The organism is Clostridium sp., from assembly GCF_016650035.1.
Taxonomy (GTDB): Bacteria; Bacillota; Clostridia; order Clostridiales; family Clostridiaceae; genus Clostridium_AD.
Map to the genome: position 1 here is coordinate 1 of NZ_JAENWM010000042.1, position 21,422 is coordinate 21,422.

The 21,422-nt window shown below is 34.5% G+C and carries 15 protein-coding genes and 2 other annotated features; all 15 genes read left to right on the forward strand.

What is annotated here, in order from left to right; genetic code table 11:
- Positions 1–333: 333 nt before the first annotated feature.
- Positions 334–664, forward strand: a binding site (T-box leader).
- 71 nt (positions 665–735) lie between these two features.
- The 15 genes from ilvC (JJD95_RS11210) to ortB all read left to right on the forward strand — a co-directional run bounded on the left by ilvC (JJD95_RS11210) (position 736) and on the right by ortB (position 21,409).
- Positions 736–1,728 (forward strand): ketol-acid reductoisomerase, encoded by a 993-nt coding sequence (gene ilvC, locus JJD95_RS11210; RefSeq protein ID WP_291643108.1) that lies wholly within the window; start codon positions 736–738, stop codon positions 1,726–1,728.
- A gap of 31 nt (positions 1,729–1,759) precedes the next feature.
- On the forward strand, positions 1,760–3,412 hold the full coding sequence (gene ilvB / locus JJD95_RS11215) for a biosynthetic-type acetolactate synthase large subunit (protein WP_291643109.1): 1,653 nt from the start codon (positions 1,760–1,762) through the stop codon (positions 3,410–3,412).
- Positions 3,413–3,428: 16 nt separating this feature from the next.
- Complete coding sequence (locus JJD95_RS11220; protein WP_291643110.1) at positions 3,429–3,581, forward strand: hypothetical protein; 153 nt, start codon at positions 3,429–3,431, stop codon at positions 3,579–3,581.
- 211 nt (positions 3,582–3,792) lie between these two features.
- Positions 3,793–4,008: a binding site (T-box leader), on the forward strand.
- A 139-nt stretch (positions 4,009–4,147) separates the two neighbouring features.
- Positions 4,148–5,143 (forward strand): ketol-acid reductoisomerase, encoded by a 996-nt coding sequence (gene ilvC, locus JJD95_RS11225; RefSeq protein ID WP_291643111.1) that lies wholly within the window; start codon positions 4,148–4,150, stop codon positions 5,141–5,143.
- 13 nt (positions 5,144–5,156) lie between these two features.
- Positions 5,157–6,716, forward strand: coding sequence for a 2-isopropylmalate synthase (locus tag JJD95_RS11230; RefSeq protein WP_291643112.1), 1,560 nt, complete (start codon positions 5,157–5,159; stop codon positions 6,714–6,716).
- A 35-nt stretch (positions 6,717–6,751) separates the two neighbouring features.
- Complete coding sequence (gene leuC / locus JJD95_RS11235; RefSeq protein ID WP_291643113.1) at positions 6,752–8,020, forward strand: 3-isopropylmalate dehydratase large subunit; 1,269 nt, start codon at positions 6,752–6,754, stop codon at positions 8,018–8,020.
- On the forward strand, positions 8,014–8,508 hold the full coding sequence (leuD, locus tag JJD95_RS11240; protein WP_291643114.1) for a 3-isopropylmalate dehydratase small subunit: 495 nt from the start codon (positions 8,014–8,016) through the stop codon (positions 8,506–8,508). Before leuC ends, leuD begins: the two co-directional genes overlap by 7 nt.
- A complete protein-coding gene (leuB, locus tag JJD95_RS11245; protein ID WP_291643115.1) occupies positions 8,502–9,569 on the forward strand; it encodes a 3-isopropylmalate dehydrogenase in 1,068 nt (355 codons plus the stop codon). Before leuD ends, leuB begins: the two co-directional genes overlap by 7 nt.
- A gap of 17 nt (positions 9,570–9,586) precedes the next feature.
- Entirely contained in the window at positions 9,587–11,197 is a 1,611-nt protein-coding gene (gene ilvB / locus JJD95_RS11250; protein ID WP_291643116.1) for a biosynthetic-type acetolactate synthase large subunit, read from the forward strand.
- A gap of 16 nt (positions 11,198–11,213) precedes the next feature.
- Entirely contained in the window at positions 11,214–11,702 is a 489-nt protein-coding gene (gene ilvN, locus JJD95_RS11255) for an acetolactate synthase small subunit (RefSeq protein WP_291643117.1), read from the forward strand.
- A 213-nt stretch (positions 11,703–11,915) separates the two neighbouring features.
- Positions 11,916–16,436: a glutamate synthase large subunit gene (gene gltB / locus JJD95_RS11260; RefSeq protein ID WP_291643118.1), complete on the forward strand. Its 4,521-nt coding sequence runs from the start codon at positions 11,916–11,918 to the stop codon at positions 16,434–16,436.
- 1 nt (position 16,437) lies between these two features.
- Positions 16,438–17,868 (forward strand): glutamate synthase subunit beta, encoded by a 1,431-nt coding sequence (locus JJD95_RS11265; RefSeq protein WP_291643119.1) that lies wholly within the window; start codon positions 16,438–16,440, stop codon positions 17,866–17,868.
- Positions 17,869–18,005: 137 nt separating this feature from the next.
- Positions 18,006–19,394 (forward strand): sigma 54-interacting transcriptional regulator, encoded by a 1,389-nt coding sequence (locus tag JJD95_RS11270; protein WP_291643120.1) that lies wholly within the window; start codon positions 18,006–18,008, stop codon positions 19,392–19,394.
- Positions 19,395–19,661: 267 nt separating this feature from the next.
- Positions 19,662–19,955: a 2-amino-4-oxopentanoate thiolase subunit OrtA gene (ortA, locus tag JJD95_RS11275; RefSeq protein ID WP_291643121.1), complete on the forward strand. Its 294-nt coding sequence runs from the start codon at positions 19,662–19,664 to the stop codon at positions 19,953–19,955.
- Positions 19,956–19,996: 41 nt separating this feature from the next.
- On the forward strand, positions 19,997–21,409 hold the full coding sequence (gene ortB / locus JJD95_RS11280; protein ID WP_291643122.1) for a 2-amino-4-oxopentanoate thiolase subunit OrtB: 1,413 nt from the start codon (positions 19,997–19,999) through the stop codon (positions 21,407–21,409).
- The last annotated feature ends 13 nt before the right edge of the window (positions 21,410–21,422 follow it).

Consider the following 21,422-nt stretch of genomic DNA (forward strand, 5'->3'; position numbering starts at 1 on the left):
AGCAAAGTCATAGATCAAGCAATACTGGTTAATATTTAAGCAACCTAAATACATTGATAAAATCTAATGAATGTTTCTTTCAAAAAAAGTATAGCATACACTAGGTCTATTAAATTTACCCAAAATCATGATATAAAAAAGTAAAGCACCAACAATTTGTTGGTGCTAATGTTTCACTTATTTAGGGACATTTTCAAAAATGCTTGACATAAAAAAAACTATAATTTATTAGTTTATTTTTAAAAAAAATATAGAAAACAGAAAATTTAAAAAAAAGAAATAATGGTGTTGACAAAATGCTTTATTGCATATATACTAAAAAACAACAGAATATATAAAGCTATGACGGAGAGAAAAATATCACGATTGAAACTACAGAGAACCAACGTTTGATGAGAGTTGGTGTGATGCGGATATGTAATGATCACTCTTGAGCTGCTGAGTTGAACTTGAAACTATTTTGATGATAAATTGCAAAAAAAATGTTAATCACAAAATGTGAAGTTTGGAATTAAGTAAACGAAGACGGTTGCCTCCGATATAGGGCTATGGTTAAAGAAATTTATTTTAATGATATTTTCTATTCTTTTGACCAAAAATAATGAGGTGATTTATAATAATAAATCACGAACTAGGGTGGTACCACGAATCTTTCGTCCCTATAAACATAATTAGATATATGTTTATAGGAATGGAAGATTTTTTATTTATCCAAAAATAAGGGGGAAAAATTAAATGGCTAAAATGTATTATGATGGTGATGCGGATTTAGGTTTATTAAAAGGTAAAAAGGTTGCAGTTGTGGGATACGGTAGTCAAGGCCATGCTCATGCACTTAATTTAAAAGAAAGTGGAGTAAATGTAGTTGTTGGTTTATATAAGGGTAGTAAGTCATGGAATAAGGCAACGGAAGTAGGTCTTGAAGTTCTGGAAGTGTCTGAGGCAACTAAGTGCAGCAATGTAATAATGATACTTGCTCCAGATGAATTGCAGAGTAAAATTTATAAGGAGAGCATTCAGCCAAATTTAAAAGAAGGAGATGCACTAGTCTTTGCACATGGGTTTAATATTCACTTTAATCAGATTACACCTCCAGAAAATGTAGATGTATTTATGGTGGCACCAAAAGGGCCAGGACATCTAGTAAGAAGGGTGTATCAAGACGGAAAAGGCGTTCCGGCACTAATTGCGGTATATCAAGATTACAGTGGACGTGCAAAAGAATTTGCACTAGCTTATGCAAAAGGAATAGGAGCTACAAAGGCTGGTGTACTGGAAACTACTTTTAAAGAGGAAACTGAAACAGATTTATTTGGAGAACAGGCAGTTTTATGTGGAGGAGTTACAGAACTTATTAAAGCAGGGTTCGATACGCTTACAAATGCAGGGTATCAAAAGGAAATTGCTTATTTTGAGTGTCTTCATGAACTAAAGCTTATTGTGGATTTATTGTATGAAGGCGGATTTGAAAATATGAGGTATAGCGTTAGTGATACAGCTGAATATGGAGATTACATGGTGGGTAAAAGAATTATAAATAAAGATACCAGAAAAGAAATGGCAAAGGTACTCAAAGAAATACAAAATGGAGAATTTGCAAGGGATTGGTTAGTGGAAAACCAAATCAACAGACCTAACTTTAGTGCAATAAAAAGAATAGAACTAGAACATCCACTAGTGGCTGTAGGCAAAGAGTTAAGAGGCATGATGTCTTGGATTAAAAAATAAAAATAATTTGTATTGAAAAGAAGGTGTGAGAATGTTACTTAATGGAGCTCAAATTTTACTTGAATGTTTAAAAGAGCAGGAAGCAAATGTTATTTTTGGATATCCTGGTGGATCTGTGATTCCACTATACGATGCACTTTATGATGAAATGGATTATTTTACACATATTAGAACGGCTCATGAACAGGCAGCAGTTCATGCGTCAGACGGTTACGCTAGAGCAACTGGAAAGGTTGGAGTTTGCATTGTAACCTCTGGTCCAGGTGCTACCAATACCATTACGGGAATTGCTACGGCTTACATGGATTCAATTCCTATAGTTGTATTTACAGGGCAAGTTCCAAGGAGTTTGCTTGGAAAGGATTCTTTTCAGGAAATAGATATAATGGGGATTACTTTGTCCATTACAAAGCATAATTTTATTGTGAAAGATGAAAAGAATTTAGCCGCTACAGTAAGAGAAGCTTTTAGAATAGCAAGGAGTGGAAGGCCTGGACCAGTGCTTGTGGATATTCCAAAAGATATTTTCCTTAGCTTTGCCGAATATGAAAAGGTGGAAGTGAAACATGGAAAACAAGAAGTAGTGCCTATAGATATGAAAAAAATACAAGAAGTATCCGAAATGATTAGGGATGCAAAAAGGCCAATAATTTATGCTGGTGGCGGAATAAAAACAGGCAATGCTTCAATGGCATTGTGTAAATTCGCCAAAATAGGGGACATTCCTGTTGCTAATACACTTATGGGGCTAGGGACTATTCCAAGAAATCATGAATTGTCGCTAGGAATGGTAGGAATGCACGGGTCTTGTGAAACAAATTTAGCAGTGACAAATAGTGATTTAGTTATAGCAATTGGTGCACGTTTTAGTGATAGGGTAATTGGAAAAGCAGAGGGTTTTGCTCCAAAAGCAAAGATTATTCATATTGATATTGACGAGACGGAGATAGATAAAAATAAGGTAGTAGATTTATATTTAGTCGGAGATGTGAATACAATTTTAGAAACTTTACTTTGTTATATGGATCAAAAGGATAGAAAATCTTGGCATAAAGAGATAGAAAGCTGGAAAAACCCGTGTAAAGGGTCGAATGGCTTTACCCATGAAAATGTACTCAAGTGTTTAAATGAAGATCTTGAGGAAGATATAATTGTTACTACAGATGTAGGACAACATCAAATGTGGACTGCACAACAATGGAAATTTAAAAAACCTAGAACATTTATAACCTCAGGTGGCCTTGGAACAATGGGATTTGGAATGGGAGCCGCCATTGGAAGCCAAATGGGTAATTTAGATAAAAGGGTGCTGCTTATAACTGGAGATGGTAGTTTTAGAATGGGTTGTACTGAACTTCAGACAATTTCAAAGTATAAGCTTCCAATAGTTACTGTGATTATGAATAATCATGCCTTAGGTCTTGTAAGGCAGTGGCAGAAAATGTTCTGCCACGCAAGATACTCACAAACAGATATCGGAGACGAAGTAAATTATGTAAAGCTTGCAGAAGCCTATGGCATTGAAGGATACAAGGTCACAAGTATGCAGGAGTTAAAAAGAGTACTTGAAATCGTAAAACTAGGTACAAAGCCTATGTTAATTGATTGTGTAATAGATAAAGATGAAGGGGTATATCCAATTGTACCACCAGGGAAATCAATTCAAGAATTAGTTTTAGAATAAAAAGGGGGATATTAAAATGTTAAATATAAATGAAAAAATGGAGTATACGGAAGAAGTAGGAAAAAAGGAAAATTTTGCTGAAGAAACAAAAAATCAATATGAATTTTATAACTCAAATTATAATGTAAACTTTTTTGGAGCAGGACCTGAAAAGGAAGATTGGCAGTAAGATAAAATATTTAGTATTAATTATTGACAAATTAAAATTCATAAAGTATACTAAATTACAATATAAAATAATTTAAATATTTGGAAAAATGATGTACGGAAATCAATATATTGCATATTGTATAAGAAGCTGTTTATGGAAAGGTTATAAACAGTTAGTAATGAAGATTATTTGAAATATTTAACAATATAAAGTTCAAACTTAATATAATTTAAAAACTATGATAGGACTAGTAGATGTCTTTAATATTTCACAGAGAGTGGGGATTGGTGTGAACCCATAAATATTAGACGTTGAATCTCACCCTTGAGTTGTAAGCTGAAAACATTATATGTCGTAAGCTGTGCCGGTGTATATACAGTATATATCGTTAAAAAATGAAGATATAAAAATGGGTGGTACCGCGATAGACTTTTTCGCCCCAATGGGCAGAAGGTCTATTTTTTATACCCAAAATTCAAGTGAATATGCTATTTGATGATATAAAAGATTCTGTAGAAGGCTTACAGTAACTTTTATAATAATTTAAAATAAAAGACAAACAATAGAAAACAGGGGGAATAAAAATGTCGAAAATGTATTATGATAAAGACGCAAATTTAGAATTATTAGGTGGAAAGAAAGTGGCTATTATTGGATATGGCAGTCAAGGTCATGCACATGCACTAAATTTAAAAGCTAGTGGTGTGGATGTGTGTGTAGGTTTGTACAAAGGTAGTAAATCATGGAGCGTAGCTGAGGAAGCTGGGCTTTGCGTAATGGAAGCTTATGATGCAGCTAAAGCATCAGATTTTATAATGATGCTTGTTCCAGATGAAAAACAAGGCAAGATTTATAAGGAAAGCATAGAACCAAATTTAACAAGTGGTAAGGCACTGATTTTTGCCCATGGATTTAGTATACATTTTGGACAAATTAAGCCGCCAACAGATGTAGATATATTTATGATAGCACCAAAGGGACCAGGACATACTGTAAGAAGTCAATTTGAGGAAGGTAAAGGTGTTCCTTGTTTAATTGCTGTACAACAAGATTATACAGGAAAAGCTAAAGATTATGCATTAGCTTATGCAAAAGGCCTAGGCGGTGGAAGGGCTGGTATACTAGAAACTTCTTTTAGAGAAGAAACAGAAACGGATCTTTTTGGTGAACAAGCAGTACTTTGTGGAGGCGTATCAGCATTAATAAAAGCTGGATTTAACACATTAGTAGAAGCGGGATATCAGCCTGAGATAGCTTATTTTGAATGTTGTCATGAATTAAAACTTATTGTAGATCTTATTAATCAGGGAGGCCTTGGTTATATGAGGTACTCAATCAGTGATACTGCAGAGTATGGTGATTATGTAGTTGGAGATAGAATTGTTACAGACGATACAAAAAAAGAAATGAAAAAAGTATTAACTGAAATTCAAAATGGAACTTTCGCTAAAAACTGGATGCTTGAAAATCAAGTAAATAGACCTTATTTTAATGCAGTAAGAAGAATGGAATCAGAACAAAAAATTGAAGTGGTTGGAAAGGACCTTAGAAAAATGATGTCTTGGATCAAGAGTAAGTAAGAGGAGGGTAAACATGGGGGGAAAAGAAGTAGGATTAAAGAAAATATTTATTTTTGATACCACTTTACGTGATGGCGAACAAACACCAGGAGTAAGTTTAAATGTAGTAGAAAAATTAGAAATCGCAAGGGCACTACAAAAACTCGGGGTAGATGTAATTGAAGCAGGTTTTCCAATTGCTTCAGATGGAGATTTTGAAGGGGTAAAGACTATTGCAAAAAACATAGTAGGACCAGTAATTACGGCACTGGCAAGAGCAACTAAAAAAGATATAGATAGAGCATGGGAAGCAATAAAATATTCTAAGACACCGAGAATTCACACATTTCTTGCTACCTCAGACCTTCATATGGAATTTAAATTAAAGATGAGCCGAGAAGAAGTACTGAGTAAAGTAGTAGAGATGGTCAGGTATGCAAAGTCATTATGTCCAAGTGTTGAATTTTCACCTGAGGATGGAACGAGAACAGAAAAGGATTTCTTATATAAAGTACTTGAGGCGGCCATAGATGCAGGAGCGGATGTAGTGAATATACCAGATACAGTAGGCTATACAACTCCTTTAGAATATGGGGACCTAATCCAGGAAATCAGAAAAAATGTACCTAATATAGATAAAGCAATCATCAGTGTACACTGTCATAATGATTTAGGTTTGGCAGTGTCAAATTCACTAGCAGCAATGGAAAATGGTGCTATGCAAATAGAGTGTGCTATGAATGGATTAGGTGAAAGGGCTGGAAATGCTTCCCTGGAAGAGCTAGTTATGGCTATAAAAACTCGTAGCGACTATTTTAAATGTGAAACAAATATTGCTTCAGAAGAACTTGTACATGTTAGTAGCCTAGTTAGTCATATGACAGGAATACAAATCCAACCGAATAAAGCTATTGTAGGGGCTAATGCATTTGCACATGAATCTGGGATTCATCAGCATGGCGTATTAAATTGTAGAGAAACTTATGAAATTATGACTCCAGAATCTGTAGGTTTAAAGAAAAGCTTATTAGTACTTGGTAAACATTCTGGTAGACACGCCTTTGAGAATAGATTGAAGGATTTAGGTTATTTAAATATAAAGCCAGAAAAAATAAATGAAGCATTTTTGGAATTTAAAGATTTAGCAGATAAGAAGAAGATAGTATCAGATAATGATATCGAAGCTATGATAAGACAAGAGACCGTTAAAGTACCAGAATACTTTAAACTTGTGCAGTTTAATATTGTAAGTGGTAATGGAATTGCTTCAACTTCAACCATAAAACTCTCTTTTGAAAATAAAACAGTGGAACAAATTTCTAGTGGCTATGGGCCTGTAGATGCTACCTTTAATGCAATTGAAAAAGCAATAGGAACAAATATAATTCTAAAGGATTACTATTTAAAAGCTGTTGGAGGCGGAAGGGATGCACTAGGAGAAGTAATAGTTAAAATTGAAAAAGATAGCAATATATATGTAGGGAATGGAGTAAGTACAGATATTATAGAAGCAAGTGCAAAAGCTTTTGTAAATGCTCTTAATAAATCACATTATAGAGAAAACATAGAAGTCGTTAATATTGAAGCATCATAGAGGATAATTTAATTGCAGAGAGGGGGAATTGTAAAATGGGTATGACGATGACACAGAAAATTTTGGCTGTCCATGCTGGCTTAGAGACAGTAAAGCCTGGGCAACTTATCAAAGTGAAATTAGATTTGGTCCTTGGAAATGATATTACTACACCTGTAGCTATAAATGAATTTAAAAAAATAGGTGTGAAGGCAGTTTTTGATAAGAAAAAAATTGCCATTGTACCAGATCACTTTACGCCCAATAAAGATATAAAATCCGCAGAGCAGTGTAAGTGTACTCGCGAATTTGCAAGAGAAATGGAAATAGAAAACTATTTTGAGATAGGTCAAATGGGAATTGAACATGCTTTAATTCCTGAAAAAGGATTGGTAGTTTGCGGAGATGTAGTTATAGGGGCGGATTCGCATACTTGTACCTATGGAGCTCTCGGTGCTTTTTCTACAGGGATTGGAAGTACAGATATGGCAGCGGGAATGGCCACGGGAGAAGCGTGGTTTAAGGTTCCCGAAGCAATAAAATTTGTATTAAAAGGTAAGTTATCACCTTGGGTTTGTGGGAAAGACGTTATCTTACACATAATAGGAAAAATAGGAGTAGACGGTGCCCTCTATAATTCAATGGAGTTTGTTGGAGAAGGAATATCCGCACTTTCTATAGATGATCGTTTTACTATGGCTAATATGGTAATAGAAGCTGGTGCTAAAAATGGCATTTTTCCAGTAGATGAAAGAACAATAGAATATGTAGAAAGTCACTCGAAAAGGGAGTATATCATATATAAGGCGGATGAAGATGCAAACTATATAAAAACTATTGAAATAGATTTGTGCAGCATACGTCCAACAGTAGCATTCCCACATCTTCCAGAAAACACAAAAATCATTGATGAAGTTCCAGAAATTCTAATAGATCAGGTAGTAATTGGTTCTTGTACTAATGGAAGGATAGAAGATTTAAGAATGGCGGCTAAGGTATTAAAGGGACAAAAAGTTCATCAAAGAATAAGAGCTATCATTATACCTGCAACCCAAAAAATATACCTTCAGGCTATGAAAGAAGGGCTTTTAGAAATATTTATTGAAGCAGGCTGCGTTGTAAGTACACCAACCTGCGGACCTTGTCTTGGAGGACATATGGGAATTCTTGCAAAGGGAGAGCGGGCAATAGCAACTACCAATCGAAACTTTGTAGGAAGAATGGGACATCCTGGAAGCGAAGTATATCTTTCTAGTCCAGCAGTTGCCGCGGCTTCTGCAATTACTGGGAGAATTTCTTCACCTGAGGAGGTAGCAAAATGGTAAAAGGAAGTGCAATAAAATTCGGAAAAAATGTGGATACAGATGTTATCATACCAGCAAGATATTTAAGTAGCAGTGATCCAAAAGAATTAGCCCTTCATTGCATGGAAGATATAGATGTGGATTTCAGTAAAAAAGTTCATAGTGGGGACATTATTGTAGCAGGAAAGAATTTTGGTTGTGGTTCATCTAGAGAACACGCTCCCTTAGCAATCAAAGCTTCTGGAATATCTTGTATTATAGCTGAAAATTTTGCTAGGATCTTCTATAGGAATGCTATAAATATAGGACTCCCTATTATGGAATGTGAAGAGGCGGCGAAAGATATAGATGAAGGTAATAAAATTCAAGTTGATTTTAAGACGGGAATAATAAAAAACATTACAAAAAATAAAAATTATACTGCAGAGCCATTTCCTGAATTTATGATGGAAATTATAAGTGCAGAAGGTTTGATAAACTACATTGTAAAAGAGGCGAGCGAATGTTAAAAATAGTTGCATTACCTGGAGATGGAATTGGACCAGAAGTTATTAAACAAGCAGTTAAAGTGCTCAAGGCAGTTTCTATTAAATATAAGTGTCCAATTGAAATAAAAGAGGCAATGATAGGTGGGGCTGCTATAGATAAAACGGGAAAACCACTGCCTCAGGAGACAATTGATATTTGTAAGTTGAGTAACGGTATGCTCCTGGGCGCAGTAGGAGGACCAAAATGGGATGCATTACCTGGAAATTTAAGGCCTGAAGCGGGACTTTTAGGTATAAGAAAAGAATTAAGAGTATTTGCAAATTTAAGACCGGCCATTCTTTTTCCTCAGTTAAAATCTGCATCCAATTTAAAGGAAGAGGTATTGGGTGATAATCTAAACATTATGATAGTTAGAGAATTAATTGGTGGTGCTTATTTTGGAGAGAAAAAACGAGTTGACATAGCAAATGGACAAAAGGCATGGGATGTAATTGAGTATTCAACCTATGAGATAGAAAGGATTACAAAAATGGCTTTTGAAATTGCAAGGGGAAGAAATAAAAAGCTAACTTTAGTGGATAAAGCTAATGTACTGGAAAGCTCCAAACTTTGGAGAGAAGTAGTACAATCTATTTCTGGAAATTATAGAGATGTAGAATTAAATTGTATGTATGTAGACAATGCAGCTATGCAGCTTATTCGTGATCCTCATCAATTTGATGTGATTGTTACGGAAAATATGTTTGGTGATATTTTAAGTGATGAAGCTTCAATGCTTACCGGGTCTTTAGGAATGTTACCATCTGCAAGCCTTGGTATTACTTCTGTTGGATTATACGAACCTATTCATGGCTCTGCACCAGATATTGCAGGCCTGGATAAAGCCAATCCAATAGGTGCTATAATGAGCGTTGCTATGATGTTTCGCTACAGCTTTAAGATGGAGGAAATTGCAAAAGCAATTGAAAATTCCGTTTATGAAACTTTGGATATTGGATATCGCACTATAGATATAATGCAGCTAGGTATGAACTGCATCGGAACAGAAAAAATGGGGGATTATATCGCAAGTAAAATTTAAATTAAAGGTGGCAGAAAATGAAAGCAGCGGTGGCGATAATTAAATGTTTGGAAAGGGAAAATGTAAAAATAGTGTTTGGTTACCCAGGAGTCCCAGCTGCGCCGTTATATGAAGCATTAAGGGACTCTGAAATAGAACATATATTGGTAAGACATGAACAGGCAGCAGGACATAGTGCTAGTGGCTATGCTAGAGCAACAAGATCTATAGGCGTATGTATAGCAAGTTCTGGACCTGGAGCTATTAATCTTATAACTGGAATAGCTACTGCATATGCGGACTCTATCCCTATGATAGCAATAACTGGTCAAGTTAGAACAGATTTAATAGGAAAAGATGTGTTTCAAGAAGCTGATATTGTTGGAGCAACAGCTTCTTTTACAAAACATAGTTATCTTATTAAAGACGCAAAGGACATCCCGCGAATCATGAAAGAGGCCTTCTATATAGCGAAAACCGGAAGACCTGGCCCGGTCATAGTGGATATTCCACTGGATATTCAAAATACAGAAATGGAATTTGAATATCCCAAAGAGGTGAATATAAGAGGATATAAGCCTACTGTGAATGGTCATAAGGGACAAATAAAAAAAGCACTAGAGAAAATTAAGAACAGTATAAAGCCTCTTATTTGTGTAGGTGGTGGTGTTATGGCTGCAAATGCTGAAAAAGATTTATTAGAATTTGTAGAAAAATCTAAAATTCCAATGGTGCATACATTAATGGGTAAGGATGGAATATCCTCAAAAAATCCCTATAATATAGGATTAATTGGATCTCATGGTTTTAAATATGCAAATAAGGCTATAGCTGAGGCAGATGTTTTAATTCTTGTTGGAACTAGGGTTGCAGATAGGGCAACAGGAGGTTCTAAAAGTTTTGCGAAAGTGGCAGATATTATTCATATTGATGTTGATCCAGCGGAAATAGGTAAAAACCTTAGTGCTCACATTCCCGTAGTTGGAGATTGTAAAAATATTTTACAGCAATTTACTAAAGGGATAACAGATATAGATACGAAAAATTGGCTTGATGAGATTGCTACTTGGAAAGAAAAATATGCGAAAAATAGAGAAACAAAGGATAAAGTCAATCCAAAGTATGCGTTAGAACTACTATCCGAAATGATAGAAGAGGATGCTATTGTTACTGCAGATGTTGGGCAAAATCAAATTTGGACTTGTCATTATCTTGATATGGTGGGAGAACGAAGATTTTTAACAACTGGAGGACTAGGAACAATGGGGTATTCCATTCCAGCATCTGTTGGATGTAAATTGGCTTTTCCAGATAGAAGAGTTGTGGCTGTAATGGGGGATGGAAGTTTTCAAATGAGTATGTTTGAACTTGGAACTATAATGCAAAATCACTTGAAGATAATACTATTATTATTTAACAATTCAAATCTTGGAATGGTTCGAGAGTATCAAAATAGTGTTTATAAAAACACTTATGGTGTGAGTTTATCCACGAATCCTGATTTTGTTAAATTAGTAGAAGCTTATGGATTTTGCGGAAAAAGAGTTAACTCTAACGCAGAATTAAAAGGAGCTTTTGAAGAAGCTTTAGAAAGTGATAAAACTTTTTTGATAGAATGTATTGTAGATGCCGAAGAGAGCACGTTATAGAAGGGAGTGAAAGGTTATGGGTAAATATATTTTATCAGTACTCGTAGAGAATCATCCAGGGGTATTAAGTAAAATATCCGGTTTGTTCACCCGTAGAGGGTATAATATTGATAGCTTAAGCGTAAGCATTACTGAAGATCCAAGTATCTCCCGTATGACTATTGTGCTTCAAGGTGACGCACAAATCACTGAACAAATTGTAAAACAACTAAATAAACTTATAGATGTAATAAAAATATTGGAACTAAATCATGAAAAAACTGTTTCCAGAGAATTGGCCCTGATAAAAGTAACTGCAGATCAAAGCAAAAGGTCAGCGGTTACAGAGATGGTGAATATATTTAGATGTAATATTATTGATATGGATGCAAAGAGTATGATTATTGAAATAACTGGGGATGAAGAAAAGATATCTGCCTTTGTTGAACTTATAAGACCATATGGAATTAAAGAAGTTGTCCGCACGGGACTTGTAGTATTACAAAGAGGAGCAGAAATGTATTAATAGCAAGAGGAATTGACGGTGTATTGAAAGAATATAAAAATAAAAAATCATATTCGTGTCCATAAAGGCATGAATGTGGTTATTTTTATATACAAAACGATAATTATACATTGCGTTCTTGCAGAAATCAATGTATAATTAGATTTAAAATAATTTCTAGAAAAATTAGCATTGTTAATCTTGCTAATAGTATTTAAATGGAGGAGTAAAAATATGCAATATAAAAGAGGATTACCTTTAAAACAAGGATTGTACGATCCGCAATTTGAAAAAGATAGTTGTGGAGTTGGATTTATAGCTAATATCAAAGGGGAAAAATCTCATGGTATTGTAAAAAAAGGTTTGAAAGTTCTGATGAATATGTCTCATCGTGGTGCGGTAGGTTCTGATCCAAATACAGGCGATGGAGCAGGAATTATGGTTCAGATTCCAGATGAGTTTTTAAAGATATGTTGCGATAACTTAGGAATAGAACTTCCGAAAAATTCAGAATATGGTGTGGGAATGCTTTTTTTACCTAAAGAACCTGCAATAAGATATCAGTGTGAGGGTATTCTTGAAAGAGTGGCACAAGAAGAGAATGTTAAGGTTATAGGCTGGAGATCGGTGCCTACTGATAATAGAGTATTAGGGGAAACTGCGAAGGGAACTGAACCAGTAATTCGACAAGCTTTTTTGGGAAGAGAGAATTGTAGCCAAGATGAGTTTGAACAAAAACTATATATTATCAGGAAAAGAACAGAGAACGAAGTAAATAGACTTATTACAAGAAATGCAGATTGTTTTTATATATGTAGTTTATCTAGTAAAACAATTATTTATAAGGGATTACTTCTTCCAAAGCAAATAAGAAAATATTATTTAGATCTAAATGATATAAATTTTAAGAGTGCTATAGCACTTATACACCAAAGATTTAGCACCAATACATTTCCTACTTGGGATTTAGCACAACCTTTTCGATACTTAGCACATAATGGGGAGATTAATACCATAAGAGGAAATAGAAATTGGGCAAATGCAAGAGAGGGTGTTTTTAAATCTAAAGTTTATGGTGAAAATATATCTAAACTTTTTCCCATTATTACCACAAAAGGAAGCGATTCAGCATCACTAGATAACATGTTTGAATTTATAAAAATGGATGGTAGAAGTAATGCACATTCAATGATGATGCTTATTCCTGAGGCATGGGAAAAAAATATATCTATGCCATCTTATAAAAAAGCGTTTTATGAATATCATGCTTCTATGGTTGAACCTTGGGACGGACCTGCCGCAGTTTTCTTTTCAGATGGAACACAAGTTGGAGCAACGCTAGATAGGAATGGATTAAGACCCGCTAAATATGTTATTACGAAAGATAATATAGTTATAATGGCGTCAGAACTTGGTGTTCTTGCAATTGAACCAGAGCAAATATTAAAAAAAGGAAGACTAGAACCAGGGAAGATGTTTTTGGTGGATACAGAACTGGGAATAATTAAGGCAGATGAAGATATCAAAGAAGAGATTTGCAAATCAGAATCTTATGAGAAATTACTTCAAATGAATAAGTATACACTAGATGATTTTCATGAAGGGAAAGTAAATACAATTATAAATTCTGAAAGTCTCAGAGAAAGGCAACAAGCATTTGGATATAGTATGGAAGACGTAACTAAAATTATAAAGTGTATGGCGCAGACGGGAGAAGAGTCAATAGGGTCAATGGGGAATGATACGCCTCTTGCAGTACTTTCTAATAAACCGCAATTATTATTTTCATATTTTAGACAATTATTTGCACAGGTTACCAATCCACCTATTGATTCTATTCGTGAAGGAATTGTTATGTCTCTCACAAACTATATAGGTTGTCAGCAAAATCTTTTAAAAGATGATTCATCACAGCATCCTTTTATTAAAATTGATACCCCTATTCTGTCCAATGAAGATATAGCAAAAATTAAAAAAATAAGAAACAAAGATTTTAAAGCAACCACTATTCCAATTACTTTTAAATATGATAGTGGGATAAGCGGATTCAAGGAAGCATTGGAGCTGATTTGTAAACGGGCTTCTAAAAGAATTCAAGAAGGTTATAATATAATTATTTTGAGTGATAAAAAAATAGATGGTTATGAAGCAGCTATACCTAGTCTACTTGCAGTTTCAGGTATACACCAGCATTTAATTAAGGAAAAAACAAGGACAAGAGTTGCTATCATAGTTGAAACAGGGGAAGCAAGAGAAACTATGCATTTTGCACTTCTTACAGCCTATGGTGCTTCTGCAATAAATCCATATCTATCTTTTGAAACTATAGAAGATATGGTAGAGAAAGGTGAAATTAAAGAAGTAGATACTAAAATGGCAATTGTTAACTATATAAATGCAATCAATAAGGGTCTTTTAAAAATTCTATCTAAGCTGGGTATTTGTACAATGCAAAGTTATCATGGAGCACAAGTATTTGAAACCCTTGGGATTAATGAAGATGTAATAAATAAATATTTTGGAGGCAACCCGGCTAGAATTGGTGGAATAGGAATAGATACCATTGCAAAAGAAGTATTAATGAGACACAATACAGCTTTTAATAGACTTAGAAGAATAAATTCCGAGTTAGAAGTTGGTGGATTATATTCATGGAGGAGCAATGGAGAATTCCATTTATTTAATCCTGAAAGCATATATAAGCTCCAGGTTTCTACTAAAACTAACAATTATGTAGTTTATAAAGAATATGCAAAGTTAATAAATGAGCAAAGCAAAAATTTATGTACAATTAGAGGATTATTCGAATTCACAGAGGGAAATGCAATCCCTATAGAAGAAGTAGAACCCATCAGCGAAATCATAAAAAGATTCTGTACTGGTGCCATGTCCATAGGGTCCATAAGTAAGGAGGCTCATGAGAGTATTGCAATTGCAATGAATCGACTTGGTGGAAAAAGCAATAGTGGTGAAGGTGGCGAAGATGAAACAAGATTTAAAGTAGATAATAATGGAAATGACAAAAGAAGTGCAATAAAGCAGGTATCTACTGGTAGGTTTGGGGTTAATACCAATTATCTTGTAAATGCGGATGAACTTCAAATTAAAGTAGCTCAAGGTGCAAAACCAGGTGAGGGTGGACATTTACCAGGTGAAAAAGTAGATGAGTATATAGCGAAAATTAGAAATTCAACGCCAGGAATAGATTTAATATCCCCAGCACCTCATCATGATATTTATTCCATAGAAGATTTAGCACAACTTATATATGACTTAAAATGTGTAAATCCTGAAAGTAGAATTAGTGTTAAACTTGTTTCGGAAATAGGAATTGGCACCATTGCAGCAGGGGTTGTTAAAGCCCATGCCGATATGATACTTATTAGTGGCCATGATGGTGGGACCGGAGCAGCAACGCTTTCATCTATAAGAAATGCAGGGATACCTTGGGAAATTGGGCTGTCTGAGACTCATCAAACATTGTTACTAAATAATTTGAGAAGTAGAGTGACCCTGCAAACAGATGGACAATTAAAGACTGGCAAAGATGTTGTGGTTGCTGCACTTCTGGGAGCAGAAGAATTTGGTTTTGCAACTACGGCCTTAGTGGTAATGGGATGTACCATGCTACGGAATTGTCATTGCAATACCTGTGATATGGGCTGTGCGACGCAAGATGTGCAGCTGAGAAAGAATTTTAAAGGAAAACCAGAATATTTAATGCGTTTCCTTACCTTTGTTGCATCTGAAGTAAGAGAATATATGGCTGAACTTGGATTTAGAAACATGAATGAAATGATTGGAAGAACGGATAAAATGAAAGTAAATAAGAGTATAGATCACTTTAAGGCAAATGATTTAGATTTATCAAGCATACTATATAGACCTTATATGCCAAAAAGAATAAAACCATACCGTGTAATGAAACAAGAACATGGCATTGATAAAGCATTGGATCATACTCTTATAGCAATGGCACAGCCGGCATTAGATGATGAAAAAAATGTAAGAGGAAGTTTAGAAATTAAAAATATTCATAGAAGTGTAGGGGCAATGTTAAGTGGAAAAATCGCTACAAAGTACGGTGCAATTGGGCTTAAAGAGGACACAATTGTTTTTAATTTTACCGGTTCAGCAGGGCAAAGTTTTGGAGCCTTTGGCGTAGCAGGGTTAACTTTAATACTTGAAGGTGAAGCCAATGATTACGTAGGAAAGGGGTTATCCGGAGCTAAAGTTATAATAAAAGCACCTAGTAGTGCTACCTTTAAACCAGAAGAAAATTATATAGCTGGAAATACAATTTTATATGGAGCAACTAGTGGTAAATTATTTGTAAGTGGTCTAGTTGGAGAACGGTTTGCAGTAAGAAATAGTGGAGCTACAGCGGTTGTAGAAGGTGTTGGAGATCACTGCTGTGAATATATGACAGGTGGAACTGTGGTGGTTTTAGGTGGTTTTGGACAAAATTTTGGTGGCGGAATGAGCGGTGGTACAGCTTATATTCTTGATGAAGATGAGAATTTCAAGCAAAAGGTAAACTCACAAGTATTAGAAATTGATGCATTAAGTAAAGATGAAGCAACAATTTTATATGATTTAATTAAAGAACATTATGAATATACAAATAGTTTGAGAGCAAAAGTTATAATAGAAAATTGGAAAAAATATTCCGGTATGTTTAAAAGAGTCATTCCACCAGCGTATAAATTAATTTTAGAGCAAAAGAAAAAAATGTCACAGACTGAGGGGGTGTAAGATGGGAAAATTAGGAGCATTTAAGCAATATACTCGTAAAAACTTTACAAAAAGAAAAGTTGAGGAAAGAGTCAAAGATTATGATGAAGTTTATATATCTCTTGAAGATAGTGAACTAGCAGAACAGGCTTCGCGGTGCATGAGTTGCGGAATAGCTTTTTGCAATTGGGGATGTCCACTTGGAAATTTGGTGCCAGATTGGAACGATATGGTTTACAACGAAAATTGGAAGAAAGCCTATAAGAGATTAAGTCTTACAAATAACTTCCCAGAATTCACGGGTAGATTATGTCCAGCTCCTTGTGAAGGGGCTTGTACACTTGGAATAAATAGAAAAGCCGTATGTATAAGGGATATTGAACTTAGTATCATTGAAAGGGCTTTTAAAGAAGGGTTTATACGTGCTAAACATCCTAAAATTAGAACCAATAAAAAAATAGCTGTGATTGGTTCAGGTCCAGCAGGGCTTGCTGCAAGTGCTCAACTTAACTCAGTGGGTCATACTGTTACTGTATTTGAGAGAGCACAGAAAATTGGAGGTCTACTACGGTATGGAATACCGGATTTTAAATTAGAAAAAAATATCATAGATAGAAGAATAAATTTACTTATAGAAGAAGGTGTTCGGTTTGAAACGTCAATAAATGTAGGGGTAGATATAAAAGTGGATACTCTACTTAAGGATTTTGATGCAATTATTTTAACTGGTGGATCTACGATTTCTAGAGACTTAAATATAGAGGGAAGGGAACTTACTGGCGTACATTTTGCAGTGGAATATTTGACAATGCAAAATAAAAATAATTCTGGCGAAAATGTAGAGAAGCAAATCAGTGCAAAGGATAAAGTAGTTGTTGTCATTGGTGGAGGAGATACAGGGTCGGACTGCGTTGGAACTGCAATAAGACAGGGAGCAAAACAGGTTATTCAGCTTGAAATTATGCCAAAACCACCAGTTGACAGGGATATAACTATGCCTTGGCCAACTTATCCATTCACGCTGAAAACTACCACTTCGCATGAAGAAGGTTGCACGCGCGAATGGTGTGTAAGTACTAAAAAAATTACTGGGGAAAAAGGCGAAGTGAAAAAATTGCATTGCGTACGAGTTCAATGGGTTACAGATGAAAGTGGACAGAGACATATGAGCGAAATAGAGGGTAGTGAATTTGTTATAGAGGCAGATTTAATTATTTTAGCTATGGGCTTTCTCCATACGCAGCATGAGGGTCTCATACGTGATTTTGGACTTACGCTTGATGTACGTGGAAATGTGTGTGCAGATTCTAATTATGCAACAAATATAAATAAGGTATTTGCTGCAGGGGATCTAAGAAGTGGTCAATCACTTATTGTGAAAGCTATAAAGGAAGGTAGATGTGTTGCAAAAAATGTAGACATGATGTTGATGGGGGAAACATTTTTAAAATAGTTAATGAGCAATTGACTTATATTAGTAGTACATTCATAATAAAAGAGTAATCTGTAATAGGTTACTCTTTTATTATGAATGTAAAGTAAACAATTAAATAGGTTGTTAAAAATAAATTAGAAGATGGGAGGGGTAGTATGGAGAGTAAATTGCCCAGCGCAGAAAAGATATTAGAATGTTTATTAGAAAATTTGGAAGAAGGGATCCAAGTAGTAGATTCTGATGGCAAAACTGTATATTATAATAGTGCCATGGGAAAAGTAGAAGGGGTAGAACTTGATGAAGTTATAGGTAAAAGAGTTAGTGAATATTTAGAGGATGTAAAAGATGATGAGTCTACCATTATGAATGTACTAAAAACTGGTGAAAAGATTGTAGATTTAATACAGCATTATGGGAATGGGTATAAGAAAAAAGTTACTACTATAAATACTACACTGCCAGTAACTGTAGACGATAAGGTTATAGCGGTTATTGAAATAGCTAAGGATATGACTCAGCTAAAAGAACTAACTGAAAGCATTTGTAAATTGCAAAACCCAGATAAAAAGAAGAAGAGACATTATACTTTTAGTGATATATATGGTGATAATCCTGCTATGGACATCGTTATAGCGAAAGCTAAAAAAGCTAGCATGTCGAGTTCTTCAGTATTATTATATGCAGAAACTGGCTCAGGAAAAGAAGTTTTTTCTCAAAGTATTCATTATGGTGGGTCAAGAAAAGATAAGCCTTTTATACCTATAAATTGTGCAACTATTCCTGCACTATTATTGGAAGGAATGCTTTTTGGTACAGAAAAAGGTGGATTTACAGGGGCAGAGAATAAAAAAGGGTTATTTGAAGAAGCAAACCATGGAACTCTTTTATTAGATGAAATTAATTCACTAGAACCCTATCTTCAATCTAAACTTTTAAGAGTACTTCAAGAGGGATATATAAGACCTGTAGGAAGTACAAAGAATATAGATATTGATGTAAGAATAATAGCTACATTAAATGAAGAACCAGAGAAACTGATTGAGAGTGGGAAATTAAGAAAAGATTTTTATTATAGGTTATGTGTAATGAGAATAAATATACCTCCACTGAGAGAAAGAAAAGAGGATATTCCTATATTCGTAGATAAGTTAATTCAGAAATACAATAAAATTTTATGTAAGAATATAAGAGGTATTGATGAAGTTATGATGAGAAAACTACAAGAATATAATTGGCCAGGGAATATCCGCGAGCTAACAAATGTTATTGAAGCTGCGATAAATATGGCTGAGAACAACTCGATTTTAATAGAAAACTATTTTGATTCCAGAATAGTATATCAAAACAGCAAAAACTATCAGGATATTGTGTTAAATTCAGACGAGAATTTTAACCTGGAAAATTATATGAATAGTATTGAAAAGACCATTATAGAAAAGATATTAAAAAAGAATAATTATAATGTTAGCAAAGCTGCTAGAGGACTTAGTATTTCTAGACAAAACCTTCAATATAAAATAAAGATACACAATATTGTAGAATAATATTGTAGAATAATATTGTAGAATAATATTAAAATATGCAAAAAAAATTGCTGAACATGCAAAATATTTTGCATGAATAATAACCTCTGTAAGTATTGATAACTCTTATAATTATTTATTTTTATTTAAAAATGCAGAATATTTTGCGAATAATAAACACATGTATAAGGGCGTATGGCTTAAGTACATGTGTTTCCTATTTGGCACGGTAATTGCTTTATAGTAATAAAATACACTTAATAATAATTTTATATTTTGGAGGTGTGAATGATGATAACAAAAGGTACCTTTGTTGAAGTAGAAGAAATCGTTTTAATGCCGGAAGATAGAGCCGAAAACATACCAGATGAGACAAAAGAGACGCCTCTTAAATGTTGGACACGAGGCAAGTGCACTAGTGACTGTGAGCTGGGGAATGAGGTAGAAGTTGAAACTAATGTAGGCAGGATTGCTAGAGGTATAGTTGTGGATGTAGAACCAGGATATCACCATACTTATGGTAAATATGTTGAAGAAATAAGCAATATAGGAAAACAAGCTAAAGGTATGATAGCACAATAAAATTATAATATAAGTCTGGTTATAAGAGGAGGTTATAAAGTATGAATAAATACGAAGAGCTTATGGAGAGAAAGAATGAAATAATTCTTAAATCTATAGGGATAGATTATAGTAAATATGAAACTGGAAAGGTTTCATTTAATTACGAGGGATTAATGAAAGATGTTGGGTATTGTTTAGCAGAAATTAAGGAAATCCAAAATGAGGTGGGTGTAGGAAATACTCCACTTCTAGAACTTAGAAATATTACAAAGCTGGCAAGAAAAGTTTCTAAGAGTGGACATGCGGCTAGAATATTTATAAAGGATGAAAGTTGTAACCCCTCTGGAAGTTTTAAAGATAGAAGAGCTTGTATATCTGTGTTTGATGCTATGAAGAGAGGGTACAAAGGCGTAGGAGCGGCTACTTCGGGTAATTATGGAGCGGCAGTTGCATCACAAGCTAACATTAGAGGACTTAAATGTATAATAGCCAATGAATGTTATGATTCAAGAAAAGTAGGGCAACCAGAAATATTAGAAAAGGGAAGAAAGTGTGAGGGGTTTGGAGCGGAAGTTGTTAGACTTACTGTAGGCCCAGAATTATTTTACTCTTACCTTAAAATTCTAGAAGATACAAAATATTATAATGCATCATTATATTCATCTTACGGTGTAGCAGGTATTGAAACGCTAGGATATGAAATAGCTGAGCAGTGTCGAGAAAAATTAGGTAAAGATCCTGAGGCGGTTATTATAACCCATGCAGGTGGGGGGAACGTTACGGGTACTGCAAGAGGACTTATTAAGGCGGGTGCAGTGGAAACAAAGATAATAGGAGCATCAGTTGATCTTTCAGGCCTTCATATGGCATCAGATATTGACTTCAATAAGAAATCGTTTACGACGGGACATACAGGGTTTGGAATTCCATTTATGACAAACCCTGATAGATCAGATGTACCTAGAAGTGCGGCGAGGCCACTGAGGTATTTAGACAGATATGTAACTACCACTCAAGGTGAAGTATTTTGGATGACAGAAATATTGGCGAAGCTTGAAGGACTAGAAAGAGGACCAGCAGGAAATACATCCTTAGTAGCAGCTTTTGCAATTGCTCAGGAATATGATGATGATGCCATAATAGTTGTCCAAGAGACAGAATATACAGGCGCTGGAAAACATTTAATACCACAGCTTAATTTTGCAAAAGATAACGGAATTAGTGTTTATGTAGGGAATCCAAAAGAGCAAATACCTGGGGTCAATATTGTAATTCCATCTCATCCATCAGTGGTTACAGTAACAGATATAGATATGGGAGGGCTAAAGAAATCCTATTTAAAAAATATAATTAATAAATTAACAAATAATAAAGTTGAACAGGTTGATATTGATTTTTTATCCGCAGAAACAAAACTTGGCAGAGAAAAAGTAGTAGAAATTCTAAATGGGCACAATGTTCAAATATGTTAGGAGGAAATTAATT